The following is a 15,943-nucleotide window of genomic DNA, read 5'->3' as shown; positions in this document are numbered from 1 at the left end:
GGCGCAGCTAAGCCGGGCCGCCCCCGCTGCAAGGGCGCATCCGCGCCGGCATACCGCGGCATGCCATTGCCGATCCGCCGAGGCGGGCGTAAATCGAAATGCATGTTCTCCCGCACGCTTCTGACCCGGACCGCCCTCACCCTCGTGATGCTCGTCATCGGCGGACTGGGCGGTGCGCTGGCGGCGGCGCTGGGCCTGCCGATGCCGTGGATGCTGGGCAGTCTCGGGATGACCGCGCTGAGCGTGGCGTTCCTGCAGGACACCATCCTGGCAGACTACACCTTCCCGTCGGATCTGCGCGCGCTCTTCGTGGCGCTGATCGGCGTGATGATCGGCACGCAGGTCCAGCCGCAGCTGTTCCGGGACCTCTCGGCGCTGCCGATCACCGGCACGGCGCTGCTGATCTTCGTGTTCCTGGCACATGGCGGCAACACGATGATCTTCCGCAAGCTCGGCGGCTTCGACCGGGCGACGGCATTCTACTCGGGAACGCCCGGAGGCCTGATGGAAAGCATCGCGTTGGGCGAAGGCGCGGGCGCCGACGTGCGGCTTCTGACGCTCCAGCAGTTCCTGCGGATCATCCTGGTGGTGACGCTGATCCCCACGGCCCTCTCGATCTATGCCGGTGAGCCGGTGGGCAGCTCGGCGGGGATGGCGCCCGGCGGCACCGACCCTGTCGGCCTCGTGAACCTCGTCCTGATCGTGGCGGCTGCGATCACCGGCCTCTACGTCGCCCGGTTCATCCACCTGCCCGCTTCGCAGATCATCGGGCCGCTTCTGCTGTCGGCGGCGATCACGCTGTCGGGCAGCGTGGATCTGCACCTGCCGTTCTGGCTGATCGCGATGGCGCAGTCGGTGGTCGGCGTGGGCCTGGGCATGCGGTTCCGCGGGATCACGCTGCGGCTGATCTCGCGCTCGATCGGGCTGTCGCTGGTGTCGGTGCTCTACATGCTGGGCGTTGGCGCGGCGCTGTCGCTGGTGTTGTGGCAGATCACCGGGCTCGACTTCCTGCAGCTGCTGCTGAGCTTCGCGCCCGGTGGCGTCACCGAGATGTCGCTGATCGCGCTGAGCCTGTCCGTCAACCCCGCGCTCGTCAGCCTGCACCACGTGGTCCGCATCCTGATGACCGTGGGCGCTCTGATCGTCTCGGCGCGGGCCTTCGGGCTGACCGAGCGCTGAACAAACGGCCCGCGCGGGGGTCTCAGCCCGCGGCTTCGGCCTTTTCTTCCAGCTCCAGCCACTCTTCCTCGGCCGCCGACAACTTGGCCTCGCGTTCCGCGAGCGCCTCGGTCGCCTTGCGGAACTTCACCGGCTCGCGGTCGAAGAGGCCGGGATCGGTCAGCAATTCGTTGAGCTTGGCGATCTCGGCCTCGAGCCGCGCGATCACCTTGGGCAGCTCCTCCAGCCGGTGCTTCTCGGTGAAGCTGAGGCTCGGCTGCGCGGCCTTGCGCGGCTTGGCCGGGGCGGCATCGCCGCCCTGCCCGTTCGCCGCTCCACCCTTCTTCGCGGACTTGCCCTTCGGCTCGGCCGCACCGGTTCCGCTGCCGAAACCGCCCCGGTCGGGGCGCTGGCTGCGGTAGTCCGACCAGCCGCCGGGATAGACCGTGGCCTCGCCATCGCCTTCCATCGCAACGGTGGTCGTCGCCACGCGGTCGAGGAAGTCGCGGTCGTGGCTCACCAGCAGCACGGTGCCGTCGTAGTCGCCGATCAGGTCCTGCAGAAGGTCCAGCGTCTCGATATCGAGGTCGTTGGTCGGCTCGTCGAGGATCAGGAGGTTCGACTCGCGCGCCATGATCTTGGCCAGCAGCAACCGCGCCTTCTCGCCGCCCGAGAGCGATCCCACCGGCGCTCGGGCGCGGCGCTCGTCGAAGAGAAAATCCTTGAGGTAGGCGACCACGTGGCGCGGCTCTCCCCGCACCAGCACCTGGTCGGCCTTGCCCGAGACGCGCATGTCGGGATCGCCGGTCAGGCTGTCCCAGAGGCTCATGTCGGGATCGAGCTGTGCGCGGGTCTGGTCGAAGAGCGCGGGCATCAGGTTGGTGCCCGGTGTCACGGTGCCGGCATCCGGCTCGGTCTGACCGATCAGCATGTTGATGAGCGTCGTCTTGCCCACGCCGTTGGGGCCCACGAAGGCCACCCGATCGCCACGCAGGACCCGCAGCGAGAAGTTCTTCACGATGGTCTTGCCGGCGAAGGACTTGGCGAGCCCCTCGGCCTCGATCACCTTCTTGCCCGAGGCCGGTCCGCCCGACAGCTCCATCGCCGCGGTGCCCTGGCGACGGATCATGTTGGCGCGCTCGGCCCGCAGGTCCTGCAGCGCGCGGACGCGGCCCTGGTTGCGCTTGCGGCGCGCCGAGATGCCCTCGACCGCCCAGCGGGCCTCGGACTTGATCTTGCGATCGAGCTTGTGGCGCTGCTGGTCCTCTTCCTCCCAGACCTTGTCGCGCCACGCCTCGAAATGCTCGAAGCCCTGCTCTTGCCGGCGCACGGCCCCGCGGTCGATCCAGAGGGTCGCGCGGGTCAGTTCGGACAGGAACCGGCGGTCGTGGCTGATCAGGACGAAGGCCTTGCGGGTGGACTTGAGCTCGCGCTCGAGCCAGCCGATCGCCTCGATGTCGAGGTGGTTTGTCGGCTCGTCGAGCAGCATCAGCTCGGGGTCTTCGGCCATCAGCCGCGCCAGCGCCGCCCGGCGCCGTTCACCGCCGGAGGCGACCTCGGTCGCGCGGGCCGGGTCGAACTTGAGCCCCTCGGCCACCGCCTCGACCTTGTAGGCCTCGGCCGGGTCGAGCCGCGCGCCGGCGAAGTCGCCGAGCGTGGCGAAACCCGAAAGGTCGGGATCCTGCTCCATGTAGCCGACGGCCGCGCCGGGCGGGACCACGCGGTCGCCGCGGTCGGTTTCCACGAGGCCGGCCATGACCTTCATCAGGGTGGACTTGCCCGACCCGTTACGCCCCACCAGCGCCACCCGGTCTCCGGGTTGCACGATGAGGGACAGGTCGTCGAAGACGGGCTCGCCACCGAAGGTCAGCGAGATGTCGGAAAGCTGGAGAAGCGGGGGCTGTGCCATGCCGGAGCCGCTACCGCGCGCCCGGCGAAGCGTCAACGGGGCGCGTGCGGCTCAGGCCGCCACCGCGCGCAGAAGACGCTTGCGGGCGGGCGGGATGCGGCCGATTTCGACGCCGGTGAAGACATGCAGGGTGCCCATGTCGCGGTCGACGACCGCGTGGTCGCTGACCCAGCCGCCCATCATCAGGTAGGTCCGCAGCAGGGGCGGCATCGCCAGCATCGCCTTCTTCGCGTCCGGCCGCCGGCGAAGCCGCTGGGCAAAGCGCACAACGTCCGGCGCCTTGATCCGGGGCAGCCAGCGTGCGGGGCCGAGATGCCGCGCCTTCAGCATGGCGAGCGCGTCGCCGTGCACGGCCCAATCCGTCCCGGCAAAGGAGGCGCAGCCGAACAGCAGTTCCACGCCCGCGCGGTCCACGTAGTCGGTTATCGCCCCCCACGCGACGCGCAGAACATCCGGATCGTGCACCTCAGGATGGATGCAGAAGCGCCCGAGTTCCAGCATCGGGCCATCGAACGCCTCGAGCGCGGACAGCTCGTAGAACTGCGCGGCATAGGACCGGCCGATCTCGCGCCCGCCCGCCAGCGGAAGAAGACGGAAACAGGCCACCAAACTGCCGGTTTTCCGTATCTCGACCAGAACGTGCACGCAGACAGGATCGAAGGCGTCCACGTCGCGGCCGTCCTCGTCCCCGCGAAAGCACAGGTGCCGCAGCCGCTGCGCGCGGGCCACGTCCTCCGGGTCAGCGGCCACGCGCACCCGGTACCGTCCCTTGGTGAGGTGAAGCATCCCCGTGCCCCGGTGGTCGATCCCAGCTTGCGCGCCACGGATGACCGGCGCGCACCCCAGGACGATGACAGCGCCACGGGAGGGCGCGCAAGACCGGACGTCACGCGCCCGGCCGGGATCAGTTGGAGAGCAGGTCCGAGGCCTGAAGCCGTCCGATGTTGCCGAACAGGCGGCGGATGAAGCCGATGTCGCCGCCGGCATTGTCGGTAACGCGTCGCGTCAGTGGCACGACGCGGCCATCCTCGAGGTCGTAACGCTCGATCCCGCGGACCACGCCGCCGTCGGTGAACGAGATCGCCACGACCTCCCGGTCGACGACTTGCGGCGCGCGCCAGGCAAACCGCGACATGGTACTGGAGATGTAGTAGTAGCCGCTGTCGTTCAGCACGCCCGCGGACGACGGCACGCCGATCACTTCGGTGACGGTGTCGCGAGTGTCGATGCCGGGAACGATCCGAGCGAGATCCTCCTCCGGCGGAACGTAGCCGTGGTTGCTCACCTGCGGCGCACAGCCTGCGAGAACCGCCGACATTGCGAGCCCGATAAGAAGGACACGTCCCTTGGCGCCCTTACGCTCTGCCCTGCCCCACATGCTCGGTCCCTTGTTTTCCGCCGTTCCGGACTTTTATTGCGGATATACAAGCTCTGCACCACGTTCAAGTGAAGGAAACCCGACCCGCATGTCCCCGACCGACACCGGCGCCTCCGCCGGACCGTTCCGCACCGCCGACCTTTCGCAGACCAAAGCGACCCGCTTCGCCCTGTCGCCGGACGCCTCCGCGCGCGCCGCGCTGGCCGAGGAACTCGGCGTCTCGTCGATCCGCAAGCTCGTGTTCGACGGCGAAATCCGGCCCGCGGGCAAGAACGGCTTCACGCTCGAGGGCACGCTCGGCGCCACGGTGGTGCAGCCCTGCGCGGTGACGCTGGCGCCGGTCACGACACGAATCGACAGCAAGGTGGTGCGCCGGTTCCGTCCCGAAGAACGGCTCGAGAGCTTCGAGGCCGGCTCCGAGGTCGAAATGCCTGAGGACGACACGGTCGAGCCGCTGGGCGCATCTATCGACCCCGCCGCCGTGATGGCCGAGGCGCTGTCGCTCGAGATCCCCGACTATCCGCGCGCCGAGGATGCGGACGAGGGCGACGGCGACGCCGAAACGCGCCCGGCCGGGGCCGAGCCGATCCGCGACAACGACCTCAAGCCCTTCGCGGGTCTCGCGGGCCTGCGCGACAAGCTCGCCGGCGGCGGCGAGGACAGCGGGTCGGGCAGCGCGTAGGCGCCGCGCCGCCGGGGCGCTCGCGCAAGCGGGGCAATTCCGGTTGCTATTTGCAATTTCGCGCGTATGTTCGCGCCCTCACGAGAGATTCAGGGTTGTCACCGCCCCTCTCCCCGCACTATGTGCGCGGTGATTTCCGACATTTATCGGGTGTGCGTTCCGCCGCGTGCGGGGCCGCGCCCGCCACAGACAAGCACCGAGGTTGAGACATGGCCGTCCAACAGAACAAAGTATCGAAGTCGCGCCGCAACAACCGCCGGGCCCATGACGGGCTGGTGGCCGCGAACCGCAACGAGTGCGACAACTGCGGCGAGCTCAAGCGCCCGCACCACATCTGCCCGTCCTGCGGCCACTACGCCGAGCGCGAAGTGATCGCCAAGGCCGACGAGATCGACCTGGACGACGACGCCGCCTGATTTTCCGACGCGCGGGAAGGCCCCCTTCCATGAGCTCTGAGGCGGAGACACCCAAGGCGGGCCACGCGCCGATCGTCATTTCGGTCGACGCCATGGGCGGCGACCGGGGTCCTGCCCCGGTGATCGCGGGCATCGCGCAGTCGGCAAAGAAGAACCCGGACATCCGCTTCATCCTTCACGGGGATGCGGACGAATTGAAGCGTCTGGCCGCCAAGCGGCTGAACGCGCGCCACCTCGACGGGCGGTGCGAGTTCCGGGACGCGTCCGGCGTCGTCAAGATGGACGACAAGCCCAGCCAGGTGATGCGCCGAGGGCAGGACACGTCGATGTGGTCCGCGCTCGAGTCGGTGCGCAACAAGGAGGCCACCGTCGCGGTCTCCTGTGGCAACACGGGCGCGCTCATGGCGCTGTCGATGGTGCGCCTGCGAAAACTGCCCGGCGTCAACCGCCCGGCCATCGCGGTGCTCTGGCCCTCGCGCAATCCGCAGAATTTCAACGTCATGCTGGACGTCGGCGCCGACATCCGCGCCGATGCCGAGGACCTTCTGCAATACGCGCTGATGGGCGCCTCCTACGCCCGCAACGGTCTTGCGCTGACTCGTCCGCGCGTCGGCCTTCTCAATGTCGGCACCGAAGAGCACAAGGGCCGCGCCGAGATGCAGGCGGCGCACGCGCTAATGGAATCTGCCTCGGGCAACGCGAACTTCGAGTTCGTGGGCTTCGTCGAGGGCGGCGACATCCCCGGCGATCGTTGCGACGTGATCGTCACCGACGGTTTCACCGGCAACGTCGCGCTCAAGACCGGCGAAGGCACGGCCAAGCTGATCGGCGATTTGCTGCGCGAGGCGTTCAAGTATTCGCCGCTGTCGCGCTTCGCCTCGGTTCTTGCCCTGACCTCGCTGCGGCGCTTGCAGAAGCGCATCGATCCGCGCCGCGTCAATGGCGGTGTGTTCCTCGGCCTCAACGGCACCGTCGTGAAGTCGCACGGCTCCGCCGACGCCACCGGGATCTCCGCCGCGGTCAAGCTTGCCTTCCGCCTCGCGCAGTCCGGATTCTCGGATCGCCTCGCCGAGCGGGTTGCATCCGCCGCCGAACAGGCGCACGACATCACGGACACGACCGGGCCGGCGACGGACGCCGCGCCGAGGGACGGGACCAACGCATGACGACACGCGCCGTGGTCGCAGGATGCGGCCATTACCTGCCGGAGAAGGTGGTCGAGAACGCCGAGTTCGAGGCCACGCTCGACACCACCGACGAATGGATTCGCGCCCGCTCGGGAATCGAGCGGCGCCATTTCGCGGCCGAGGGCCAGACCACCTCGGACATGGCGGCACGCGCCGCCCGCGCCGCGCTGGCCGATGCCGGCTGGGAGGCAACGGACCTCGACGCGCTGATCGTCGCGACATCGACCGCCGACCTTACCTTCCCGTCCGCCGCGACCATGGTGCAGGCCGAGATCGGCATGACCAAGGGCTTCGCCTTCGACGTGCAGGCCGTCTGCGCAGGCTTTGTCTACGCGCTGGCCAATGCTAACGCGCTGATCGCATCGGGCCAGGCGCGCAAGGTGCTGGTGATCGGCGCCGAGACCTTCAGCCGGATCATGGACTGGAGCGATCGCTCGACCTGCGTGCTGTTCGGCGACGGCGCCGGCGCGCTGCTGCTCGAGGCGCAGGACGGCGCGGGCACGTCCGACGACCGCGGTATCCTTGCCACCGACCTCAACTCGGACGGACGCCACCGCGATATCCTCTACGTCGATGGCGGCGTCTCGACGCAATCCACGGGCCACCTGCGCATGAAGGGCCGCGAGGTCTTCCGCCATGCGGTCGAGAAGCTCGCCGAGACCGCCGAGGCCACGCTCGAGAAGGCCGGGGTCACCGCGGACGATATCGACTGGGTGGTTCCGCACCAGGCCAACATCCGCATCATCCAGGGCACCGCGAAGAAGCTCGGCCTCGGGATGGATCGCGTCGTCGTCACCGTTCAGGACCACGGCAATACCTCGGCCGCGTCGATTCCGCTGGCGCTGTCCGTGGGCCGCGACAACGGCCAGATCAAGCAGGGCGACCTGATCGTCACCGAGGCCATCGGCGGCGGTCTCGCCTGGGGTGCTGTTCTGCTGCGCTGGTAGCGGCGGGACTTCGCCTCTCGTGTCGCGCGAGGCGTGTTTCCCAAGCCGTTGATATTGACTCTGAAAACCCGGGGCTTCATCGTTCACGCAAACGGGAGGACCGGATGGGCGAAAAAACTCTCACGCGCATGGACTTGAGCGAGGCCGTCTTCCGCGAAGTCGGCCTGTCGCGCAACGAAAGCGCCGACCTCGTCGAGGCGGTGCTCGGGCATATGTCCGACGCGCTGGTCGACGGCGAACAGGTCAAGATTTCGTCCTTCGGGACTTTCTCGGTGCGCGACAAGGCCGCGCGTGTCGGGCGCAATCCGAAGACCGGCGAAGAGGTCCCGATCCAGCCGCGCCGGGTGCTGACCTTCCGTCCTTCGCACCTGATGAAAGAACGCGTCGCGGCCGGCAACAAGGCCTGATCGCGGCATGGCGAAGTCCCCCGACGCGTTCCGCACCATCAGCGAGGTGGCCGAGTGGCTCGGCACTCCGGCCCACGTGCTGCGATTCTGGGAAAGCAAGTTCACTCAGGTGAAGCCGGTGAAGCGCGCCGGCGGGCGGCGCTACTACCGCCCCTCGGACATGGAACTCCTCGGCGGTATCAAGAAGCTGCTGCACGACGACGGCATGACCATCAAGGGCGTGCAGAAGATGCTGGCCGAGCGCGGCGTCCGCGCGGTGTCCGCTTATTCTCAGCCAGTGGACGCCGAGACGCTCGAGGGCACCGCGGCCGCGCCGGAAGACGCCTACGCCGAGACGGGGATCGAGGGCGCGCCTCCCGAGATGGACGCCAGCTTTGCCGAGGTCGAGCAGGAGCCGCAGGAAGCGACGATCCTGCCCTTCCACTCCCGTGATCCCGAGGCGCGCCCGTCCACGGAGGACGAGGCGGTCGAGGTCCACTCCGCGCAGGCTTCGCCCGACGCGCCGGCCGAAGCGCCCCAACCTGACGAGATCGCCGCGACGGGCGCACACGAGGAAGACGGCGTCTCGGCTGACGCTAGCCCAAGGCCCGCAGACGGTCCGCCGGACGAGGCGGGCGCCCGGACGGATCAGGACCCCGGGACCGAGGCTGCCGCCGCCGAGGGCCATGACAACGGCCAACAGGGGGAGCTATTCCCGCTCGAACAAGGCCCTGTGCCCGACTTCCTGTCGATGCCCCTCGCCGACCGCCTGAGCCAGCCCCACCGCATCCTGCATGTGCCGGGCGCGGCTCCGGAGGCGACTGCGGGCGCGGGCGAACAGGACGGAGCGGCGGACGAAGAGCTCCTTGGCGGAAAAGACCTTGCAACCTCGGACGCAGCCCCGCCCGAGGACGCGCCGGAGGTGTCCGACGGCGATCCGCAGGAGATCGGCCCGGACGAAACGGAAGCTCCCTTCGCCCTGTCCGAAGGCCCTGACGCGGACCCTGCGACGCAGGAAGAGGCTGTCCCTGCGCCAGAGCCCGACGTAGACACCGCCCAGACGGACGGCATGGACGCGGCGGATCCCGGCCTCGACGAGGCACCGGCCGAGGCGCTCGCACACGACGATCCCACCCACGACCCCGAATCTGACAACGCGATGCCGGAACCACTTGTCTCGGACGAGACAGGCACGGGTCTGTCGTCGCCCGACGCAAGCGAGGACGACGACGCTCCGTCCGAGGGCGAGCGCCGGGGCTACGGAGCGACGGAGGACGCCACGGACGCGGACGCGCCCGAGGAGGCTACGGACGCCGCCACCGCCGACGAGACGGAAGAGACCGCCGAAGCCCGGGCCGGCGTGGACGCAGCGGACGAAATGGAGGACGGGATCGATCCGACCACCGATGCGGCCGGGTCCGAAGAAAGAGAAGAGGCCGCCAGCCCCGTACCGTCGGATACAGAGGACCACGCAACTGGCGAAGACCCCGCGGCCACACCAGCCGCCGCGGCCATTGCCGCCACGCTCGCGGACGAGGTGGAGGACACCGAGCCTGCGCCCGGCATCCTTTCGCGCGTGGCAGCCCTGCACCGGATCGACCCCGATACCGCCGCGCGGATCCGGCCTCTCGTGGCGCAGCTGCGGGACCGGCTCGAGGCGTGATGACGTGAGGGCCGACGCACGCTTTTTTCGCGTTGCGGGGGGTTGCTCCCGCGCGCGGGTCATGTATGACACGCGACACCAAGTCGGGCTATGGCGCAGCCTGGTAGCGCGTCCGTCTGGGGGACGGAAGGTCGCAGGTTCGAGTCCTGCTAGCCCGACCAAATTCTCCCCCGCCCGCCGGTCCGGCCCCCTTGTTCGGGAAGCCACGTGATGACCGGCGTATTCGCCTCGCAGCAGATCGAAACCCTTCTCCGCGACGGCGGCCTTGCGGCCGACGCGCCGATGGTCGAGGGACAGGTGCAGCCCGCCAGCGTGGACCTGCGGCTGGGGCCCGTTGCGCACCGCGTCCGCGCCTCGTTCCTCGCGGGCGAAGAGCGCAGCGTCGCCGACCGGATCGCCGAGTTCGAGATGCACCGGATCGACCTGTCGGACGGCGCGGTGCTGGAGAAGGGCTGCGTCTACGTCGTCCCTCTGATGGAGCGCCTCGCCCTGCCCGACGGCGTGCAGGCCGTGGCCAATGCCAAATCCTCGACCGGACGGCTCGACCTGCTGACACGCGCCATTGCAGATGGCGGGACCGAGTTCGACCGCATCCCCGCAGGCTATCGCGGTCCGCTTTACGCCGAGATCTGCCCGCGCTCGTTCTCGGTGCTGGTCCGGCCGGGGATGCGTCTGAACCAGATCAGGTTCCGCCGGGGCCGCGCCGTCCTCGACGACGACGCACTCTCCGCGCTTCACGAGGCCGAAACACTGGTCACCGGCGGCCCGGCCCTGATCCGCGACGGGCTGGGGTTCTCGGTGGACCTCGAACCCGGCCCCGATGGGCTCGTGGGCTACCGTGCGAAGCCCCATACCGGCGTCATCGACCTCGATCGCATCGGCCAGTACGACCCCGCCGAGTTCTGGGAGGCGATCCGGACTTCGGACCGGCGCATCATCCTCGACCCCGACGCTTTCTACATCCTCGTCAGCCGCGAGGCGGTGCATATCCCGCCCGCCTACGCCGCCGAAATGGCCCCATACCTTGCCATGGTGGGCGAGTTCCGGGTGCACTACGCCGGTTTCTTCGATCCGGGCTTCGGCCACGGCGCCGCCGGGGGCACCGGGTCACGCGGCGTGCTGGAAGTGCGCTGCCACGAGGCGCCTTTCGTCCTGGAACACGGGCAGATCGTCGGCCGACTGGTGTACGAGCGCATGGAAGAACCGCCCCGGACCCTCTACGGCGCGGACATCGCGTCGAACTATCAGGGCCAGGGATTGAAACTTTCGAAACATTTCCGGGGCTAACCGGACGATCTTCACTGCGGATGGCGCGGGAACCTGCCCGTTCGGGCGGACATCGGCGGAAGTGCGCCCATGACCGCGATGGCAACCGGAACGAATTGATATCGCCGCGGCTTGTCCAGCCATGCAGCGGCAGGCGGAGGAGCCTGTCGCGCCAGATTGGACAAGGAAGATCGAAATGCTTCGCAAGACCATGCTTCTCGGCACCGCCGTCGCCGCCATCACCGCAACGCCCCTGCTGGCACAGATGAGCGCGTCCACCACGACCGACCTGAACTTCCGCGCAGGCCCCGGTCCGCAGTATGCAGCGCAGGGCGTGATCCCCGCCGAAACCGCCGTCGATGTGGCAGGCTGCCTCGAGAACGGCGAGTGGTGCCAGGTCTCCTATGATGGCACCACCGGCTGGGCCTATTCGGCCTACCTGACCACGCCGGTCGAGAACGAGCCGGTCGTCCTCTACGAGGCGCCGTCGACCGTCGAGATCGAGACGGTGACCTACGAGGAACCGGCCGGTGAGCAAGCCGCCGAAGGCGCCGTGGGCGCAGGCTGGGGTGCCGCCGCAGGGTCGCTGCTGGTGGGTGGTCCCGCCGCCGTCGCCGCAGGCGCGATCGTTGGTGCGGCAACTGCGGCGGGCCCGGACGTCCCCGAACCGACCGTCACCTACGTGCGCGAGAACCCGGTCGAGCCCGTCTACCTGAACGGCGAAGTCGCAGTGGGCGCGGGCATCCCGCAGGACGTCGAGATCTACTCGGTGCCCGAGGCCCAGTACCAGTACCTCAACGTGAACGAGCAGTACGTGGTCGTGGATCCGGAGACCCGCCGCATCGTGCAGGTCGTGCGCTGATCGGCTGACGCGAAGACAGGAACGGGGCCGTGGGTGGAGACACCCGCGGCCCTTTTTCGTTGCGTGGAGACGTCGCCCCGCAGGCCGCGGTCAGAGCCGCGTCATCCGCCGGGCTGCGCGGGTCGCCTGTTTGGCCTGCCGCCGCGCCTGTCGGGCCTGCTGCGCCTGACGCCGCTCTTCGGGCGTCATGGGGCCGTTGCGCTTGGCCTTCCCGCCGAACGCCTTGTCGATGCCGGCATTCACTCCGCGCGACACCAGTTTCCGCATGACCATGCGGACGACCATATTGATGAGGCTGTTCGCGTTCATGCCGCGTCTCCTGTCTGCTCGGGGACCGACGCTAGCCGCGAAACGTGCGGAAAGTTTGGCCTCAATCCTCGAAAAGTTCGCTCTGGCCGGTATCGGGTGCTTCTTCGGCGTCCACGTCGCCCTCGCCCGCGCCGGGCTGGCCCACGGGCGGACGACTCTCCAGCAGGCCGGCCGCGCGCAGCTCCTTGAGCCCCGGCAGGTCGCGCGCGCTTTCCAGTCCGAAGTGATCCAGGAACGCCTCGGTCACGACGAAAGTCACCGGGCGTCCGGGAGTCATCTTGCGGCGCCCGAAGCGTATCCACTCCATCTCGAGCAACTGGTCCACCGTGCCACGGCTGACCGACACGCCGCGGATCTCCTCGATCTCGGCGCGGGTGACGGGCTGGTGGTAGGCGATGATCGCCAGCGTCTCGATTGCCGCGCGCGACAGCTTGCGCGTCTCGACGGTTTCCTCGCGCATGAGAAAGCCCATGTCCGGGGCCGTCCGCAGCGCCCAGGAATCGCCCACCCGGACGACCTGCACGCCACGACCCTCGTAGCGGCGGCGCAGGTGGACAAGCGCCTCGGCGGCGTCGCAGCCTTGCGGCATCCGCGCGGCCATCTGCGCGGCGGTCAACGGCTCGGCCGAGGCGAAGAGCATGGCCTCGACCATGCGCTCCTGCTCGGCCATCACCGGCGCATCGAAAAGCGTCTCACGCGGCGGGGCGGCGGGCGTGTCCTGCGGTGAGCCCTCGGAGCCGGGCGAAGGAGCGCCAGTCTCGGCAGAAGGCTCCGCCCCCGCATCCCCGAGGGCGCGGTCCCCTCCTGTTTCCGGGCCGTCCGGGTCCTTGTCCTCTCGGTCGTGCCCGGTCACGAGGGCCGCTCCGTGCGCCGGATCTGGATCGGTGCGAAGGTGTCGGACTGGCGGATGTGCACGTGCCCCTCCTTCACGAGTTCCAGAGAGGCCGCGAAGGTTGCCGCCGTCGCCGAACGCCGCTTGACCGGGTCGTCGTGCCAGCCGTCGGGCAGGTAGGACACGATGTCGGTCCACGTGCCCGCGAAGCCGATCATCCCGCGCATCCGCTCCAGCGCCTGCTCCATCGTGAACACGCGGTCGCGGTCCATCACGAAGGGGCGGAACTCGTCACGGGTGCGGATCCGGGCGTACCCCTGCATGAGGTCCAGAAGCGTCGCGGTGTAGCGCACGGACTTCGTGCGCTCGATATGCTCGGGCAACCCGCGCGGAAACACGTCGCGGCCCAGCCGGTCGCGCGCCATGAGTTGCGCGGCACGGTCTCGCATGGCCTGCAGCCGTTCGAGCTGGAACGCGAGGTGCGCGGCCATGTCTTCGCCCGTCGGGCCCTCGTCCTCGGGATCCGGGGGCAGCAGAAGACGCGATTTGAGGAAGGCCAGCCACGCCGCCATCACGAGATAGTCGGCGGCCAGCTCGATCCGCAGCTCCTTGGCCTTCTCGACGAAGGTCAGGTATTGCCGGGCGAGTTGCAGGACGGAGATCCGGCGCAGATCCACCTTCTGCGTCCGCGATAACGTAAGCAGAAGGTCCAGCGGCCCCTCGAACCCGTCGACGTCCACGATCAGCGCCTCGGCCTCGAGCCGTTCGGCCACGCTCATGTGCGCCACGGCCGCGTCGCGGTCGTCGTCGGTCCGGCTCTCGTCGCTCATCAGGCCGCGTCCCGCGGCAACGCCTCGAGCTCGGCGGCCAGCTCTTCGATGTCGGCGTCGGGGGGCGTGCGTCGGGATGCGAGAGCCGCCTCGGCCCGGCGCTGCGCGATATCGGACATCTCGCCCGCGCGGCGCATCAGTGCCAGCATCTCGGTCATCTCGCCGTTGCAGTGCAGGACGACATCGCAGCCCGCATCGAGGCTCGCGCGGCCGCGCTCGGCCACGGTGCCAGACAGCGCCTCCATCGAGATGTCGTCGGTCATCAAGAGTCCACCGAAGCCGATATCCTCGCGGATCAGGTGGATCATCCCCTCGGACACCGTCGCCGGCGCGTCGTCGATGGCGCGGTAGACGAGGTGCGCGGTCATCCCAAGCGCCATGTCCGCGAACGGCCGGAAGGCGGCGAAGTCCACCGCGTCGAGCGCCTCGCGCCCGGCCTCGATGACCGGGAGGTCAAGGTGGCTGTCCAGCCGCGCGCGGCCGTGTCCGGGGATGTGCTTGATCACGGGCAGAACGCCGCCCTCGTCGAGGCCGCGCGCCACGGCCTGCCCGATGGCGACGACACGGTCGACGCTCTCGCCGTAGCAGCGGTTGCGAAGGAACCTGTGGGTCCCGGGCTCGGCCACGTCCAGCATGGGCGCGCAGTTGCCGTCGATCCCGAGATCACGCAGTTCCGCGGCGATGATGCGGTAGCGCAGGTACATCGCCTGCTCGGCCTGGTCGCCATAGGCGCGAACATGGTCGAGCGGCGCAGGCCAGTCGCGGGCCAGGGGCGGGCGAAGCCGCTGCACGCGTCCGCCCTCCTGATCGATGAAGATCGGCGCCTCGTGTCCGGCGGCCTCGCGCAGCTCGTCGCAGAGGGCGCGCACCTGATCGGCGTTCTCGATATTGCGGGCGAACAGGATGAAACCGAACGGCGTCACGTCCCGGAAGAACAGCTTTTCCGCGCCCGACAGGCGCGTCCCGGCGCAGCCGAGTATGGCAGCGCCGAACCGGGTCACCGGGTCACCAGCGGGATGCAGTCGGCGTTTTCGGCCACGAAGGCCGCGCAGAAGCGGCGAGCGTCCGAGAGGTCCTCGAAGCCATGAGCACGCAGACGGTAGAAGGTCTTGCCGCCCGAGGACGCCTTCTCGATCACGCGGGCATGGCCGTCGAGGAAGTCGCCGAAGCGCGCGGCGAGACGGTTCCATTCGGAGCGCGCGGTCTCGACGCTGTCATAGGCGCCGAGTTGGACCAGACGGGTGCCCGCGGCGACCGAGTCGGCGTCCAATTCCTCGACCTCGGCGGGTTTCAGAGGTTCGGGCGGGGCAGCCGCGGCGACGCGACGGGCCAGCGCGGCTGGGCGCGGCGCGGGACGCAGCGACACCGAGACACCGGGCACGCTGGCGGGAATGATGCGCGCCTCGGCCACGGTCGCGACGGCCTTGATCGGCGCGGTCTCCTCCGGCATCGCCACGCCAAGCGCGGCCAGCGCGCTGCGGACCTCGGGCGGCGTGTCGTCCAGGTCGTCGCCGGCGGGCGCCAGCGGTGCAACCCCGGCCGACAGACGGTCGGCCAGCTGATGGATCGCTTCGGTCGGGTTCTCCGCATCGCCCGTCAGTTCGGCCAGTGTCGGCAGCGGCGCGGTTTCGGAAGCCTCCGCCATCGCCTGTGTCGGGACGTCCGGCACGACATCGGCAAAGGCCACATCCTCGTCGGTCAACGCATCATCGACGGGCGCGAGGCGGAGCGTATCCGCGGGCGCAGCCGCGATGCCGAGCCCGGCCACGTCGTTGACCGACAGCCCGAGATGCGCCGCCGGCTGACCGCCAGGCTGTTCCGGCGCGATCCGCATCGGGCCTTCGGCGGCACGAACCACCGGAATGCCGCTCATGTCGCGCATGATAAGCTTGGTGCCCCAGACGCCCACGCCGACCATCAGCGCGATCGACGCGGCTGCGCCGGCATAGTTGGTCCAGCGCGCGACGGAGCGCCCCGCAGTTTGCATGAAGCTCGGCCCGTCCGCCGGGCCGGGAGAGTAGGTATCCGCCATCGCTGCCTCTTGCCGGCCGGGCCGGGCACGAGGGTGCGCGGCCGCCGGTTCACTGCCTCTGCTCAAGGCCCCGGCGGCGTGCGCGT

Annotated in this window: 16 protein-coding genes, 1 tRNA gene and 1 pseudogene; 10 read left to right on the top strand and 8 right to left on the bottom strand. The window is 69.3% G+C overall.

All coding sequences use genetic code 11. The annotated features are described in order from the left end of the window. Nucleotides 1-102 precede the first annotated feature (102 nt). Nucleotides 103-1,179 (top strand): AbrB family transcriptional regulator, encoded by a 1,077-nt coding sequence (locus BMX29_RS05790; RefSeq protein ID WP_092811130.1) that lies wholly within the window; start codon nt 103-105, stop codon nt 1,177-1,179. Nucleotides 1,180-1,201: 22 nt separating this feature from the next. Here the strand turns inward: BMX29_RS05790 and BMX29_RS05785 are convergent, their stop codons facing one another. From BMX29_RS05785 to BMX29_RS05775, 3 genes are all read right to left on the bottom strand, one after another. Next, nucleotides 1,202-3,067: an ABC-F family ATP-binding cassette domain-containing protein gene (locus tag BMX29_RS05785; protein ID WP_092811128.1), complete on the bottom strand. Its 1,866-nt coding sequence runs from the start codon at nt 3,065-3,067 to the stop codon at nt 1,202-1,204. A gap of 51 nt (nt 3,068-3,118) precedes the next feature. Beyond that, nucleotides 3,119-3,853, bottom strand: coding sequence for a GNAT family N-acetyltransferase (locus BMX29_RS05780; RefSeq protein ID WP_092811126.1), 735 nt, complete (start codon nt 3,851-3,853; stop codon nt 3,119-3,121). 118 nt (nt 3,854-3,971) lie between these two features. Then, the gene (locus tag BMX29_RS05775) at nt 3,972-4,445 is read right to left on the bottom strand and encodes an outer membrane protein assembly factor BamE (protein WP_244889156.1); all 474 of its coding nucleotides are present in this window, start codon (nt 4,443-4,445) and stop codon (nt 3,972-3,974) included. An 88-nt stretch (nt 4,446-4,533) separates the two neighbouring features. Here BMX29_RS05775 and BMX29_RS05770 point away from each other — a divergent pair, with 88 nt between their 5' ends. The 9 genes and pseudogenes from BMX29_RS05770 (at nt 4,534) to BMX29_RS05730 (ending at nt 11,854) form a co-directional block, all read left to right on the top strand. Then, a complete protein-coding gene (locus BMX29_RS05770; RefSeq protein WP_092811122.1) occupies nt 4,534-5,127 on the top strand; it encodes a YceD family protein in 594 nt (197 codons plus the stop codon). A 209-nt stretch (nt 5,128-5,336) separates the two neighbouring features. After that, nucleotides 5,337-5,543: a 50S ribosomal protein L32 gene (rpmF, locus tag BMX29_RS05765; RefSeq protein WP_043841159.1), complete on the top strand. Its 207-nt coding sequence runs from the start codon at nt 5,337-5,339 to the stop codon at nt 5,541-5,543. 29 nt (nt 5,544-5,572) lie between these two features. Further along, on the top strand, nt 5,573-6,709 hold the full coding sequence (gene plsX / locus BMX29_RS05760; RefSeq protein WP_092811120.1) for a phosphate acyltransferase PlsX: 1,137 nt from the start codon (nt 5,573-5,575) through the stop codon (nt 6,707-6,709). After that, complete coding sequence (locus BMX29_RS05755) at nt 6,706-7,677, top strand: beta-ketoacyl-ACP synthase III (RefSeq protein WP_092811118.1); 972 nt, start codon at nt 6,706-6,708, stop codon at nt 7,675-7,677. Before plsX ends, BMX29_RS05755 begins: the two co-directional genes overlap by 4 nt. 104 nt (nt 7,678-7,781) lie before the next feature. Continuing rightward, nucleotides 7,782-8,084: an integration host factor subunit alpha gene (gene ihfA, locus BMX29_RS05750; RefSeq protein WP_043841154.1), complete on the top strand. Its 303-nt coding sequence runs from the start codon at nt 7,782-7,784 to the stop codon at nt 8,082-8,084. Nucleotides 8,085-8,091: 7 nt separating this feature from the next. Continuing rightward, nucleotides 8,092-8,344, top strand: a pseudogene (locus tag BMX29_RS19850) (MerR family transcriptional regulator); the annotation flags it as partial. A gap of 1,466 nt (nt 8,345-9,810) precedes the next feature. Beyond that, nucleotides 9,811-9,887 (top strand) — tRNA-Pro (locus tag BMX29_RS05740). A 49-nt stretch (nt 9,888-9,936) separates the two neighbouring features. Continuing rightward, complete coding sequence (locus BMX29_RS05735) at nt 9,937-11,013, top strand: 2'-deoxycytidine 5'-triphosphate deaminase (protein ID WP_092811116.1); 1,077 nt, start codon at nt 9,937-9,939, stop codon at nt 11,011-11,013. A gap of 175 nt (nt 11,014-11,188) precedes the next feature. Continuing rightward, nucleotides 11,189-11,854, top strand: a complete 666-nt coding sequence (locus BMX29_RS05730) for a DUF1236 domain-containing protein (protein WP_092811114.1) — start codon at nt 11,189-11,191, stop codon at nt 11,852-11,854. A gap of 90 nt (nt 11,855-11,944) precedes the next feature. Here BMX29_RS05730 and BMX29_RS05725 read toward each other — a convergent pair whose 3' ends face one another. The 5 genes from BMX29_RS05725 to BMX29_RS19550 form a co-directional block, all read right to left on the bottom strand. Beyond that, nucleotides 11,945-12,163, bottom strand: coding sequence for a hypothetical protein (locus BMX29_RS05725; RefSeq protein WP_092811112.1), 219 nt, complete (start codon nt 12,161-12,163; stop codon nt 11,945-11,947). A 61-nt stretch (nt 12,164-12,224) separates the two neighbouring features. Then, nucleotides 12,225-12,833, bottom strand: a complete 609-nt coding sequence (gene scpB, locus BMX29_RS05720) for an SMC-Scp complex subunit ScpB (RefSeq protein ID WP_092811302.1) — start codon at nt 12,831-12,833, stop codon at nt 12,225-12,227. 179 nt (nt 12,834-13,012) lie between these two features. Next, a complete protein-coding gene (locus BMX29_RS05715; RefSeq protein WP_175471137.1) occupies nt 13,013-13,825 on the bottom strand; it encodes a segregation and condensation protein A in 813 nt (270 codons plus the stop codon). After that, the gene (gene nagZ / locus BMX29_RS05710) at nt 13,825-14,826 is read right to left on the bottom strand and encodes a beta-N-acetylhexosaminidase (RefSeq protein ID WP_244889154.1); all 1,002 of its coding nucleotides are present in this window, start codon (nt 14,824-14,826) and stop codon (nt 13,825-13,827) included. Before nagZ ends, BMX29_RS05715 begins: the two co-directional genes overlap by 1 nt. Beyond that, on the bottom strand, nt 14,823-15,857 hold the full coding sequence (locus tag BMX29_RS19550; protein ID WP_244889153.1) for an SPOR domain-containing protein: 1,035 nt from the start codon (nt 15,855-15,857) through the stop codon (nt 14,823-14,825). Before BMX29_RS19550 ends, nagZ begins: the two co-directional genes overlap by 4 nt. Between the last annotated feature and the right edge of the window lie 86 nt (nt 15,858-15,943).

Origin of the sequence: Roseivivax marinus, from assembly GCF_900109705.1 — a bacterium.
Lineage (GTDB): Bacteria > Pseudomonadota > Alphaproteobacteria > Rhodobacterales > Rhodobacteraceae > Roseivivax > Roseivivax marinus.
This window is presented reverse-complemented; position numbering and strand designations above follow the sequence as displayed.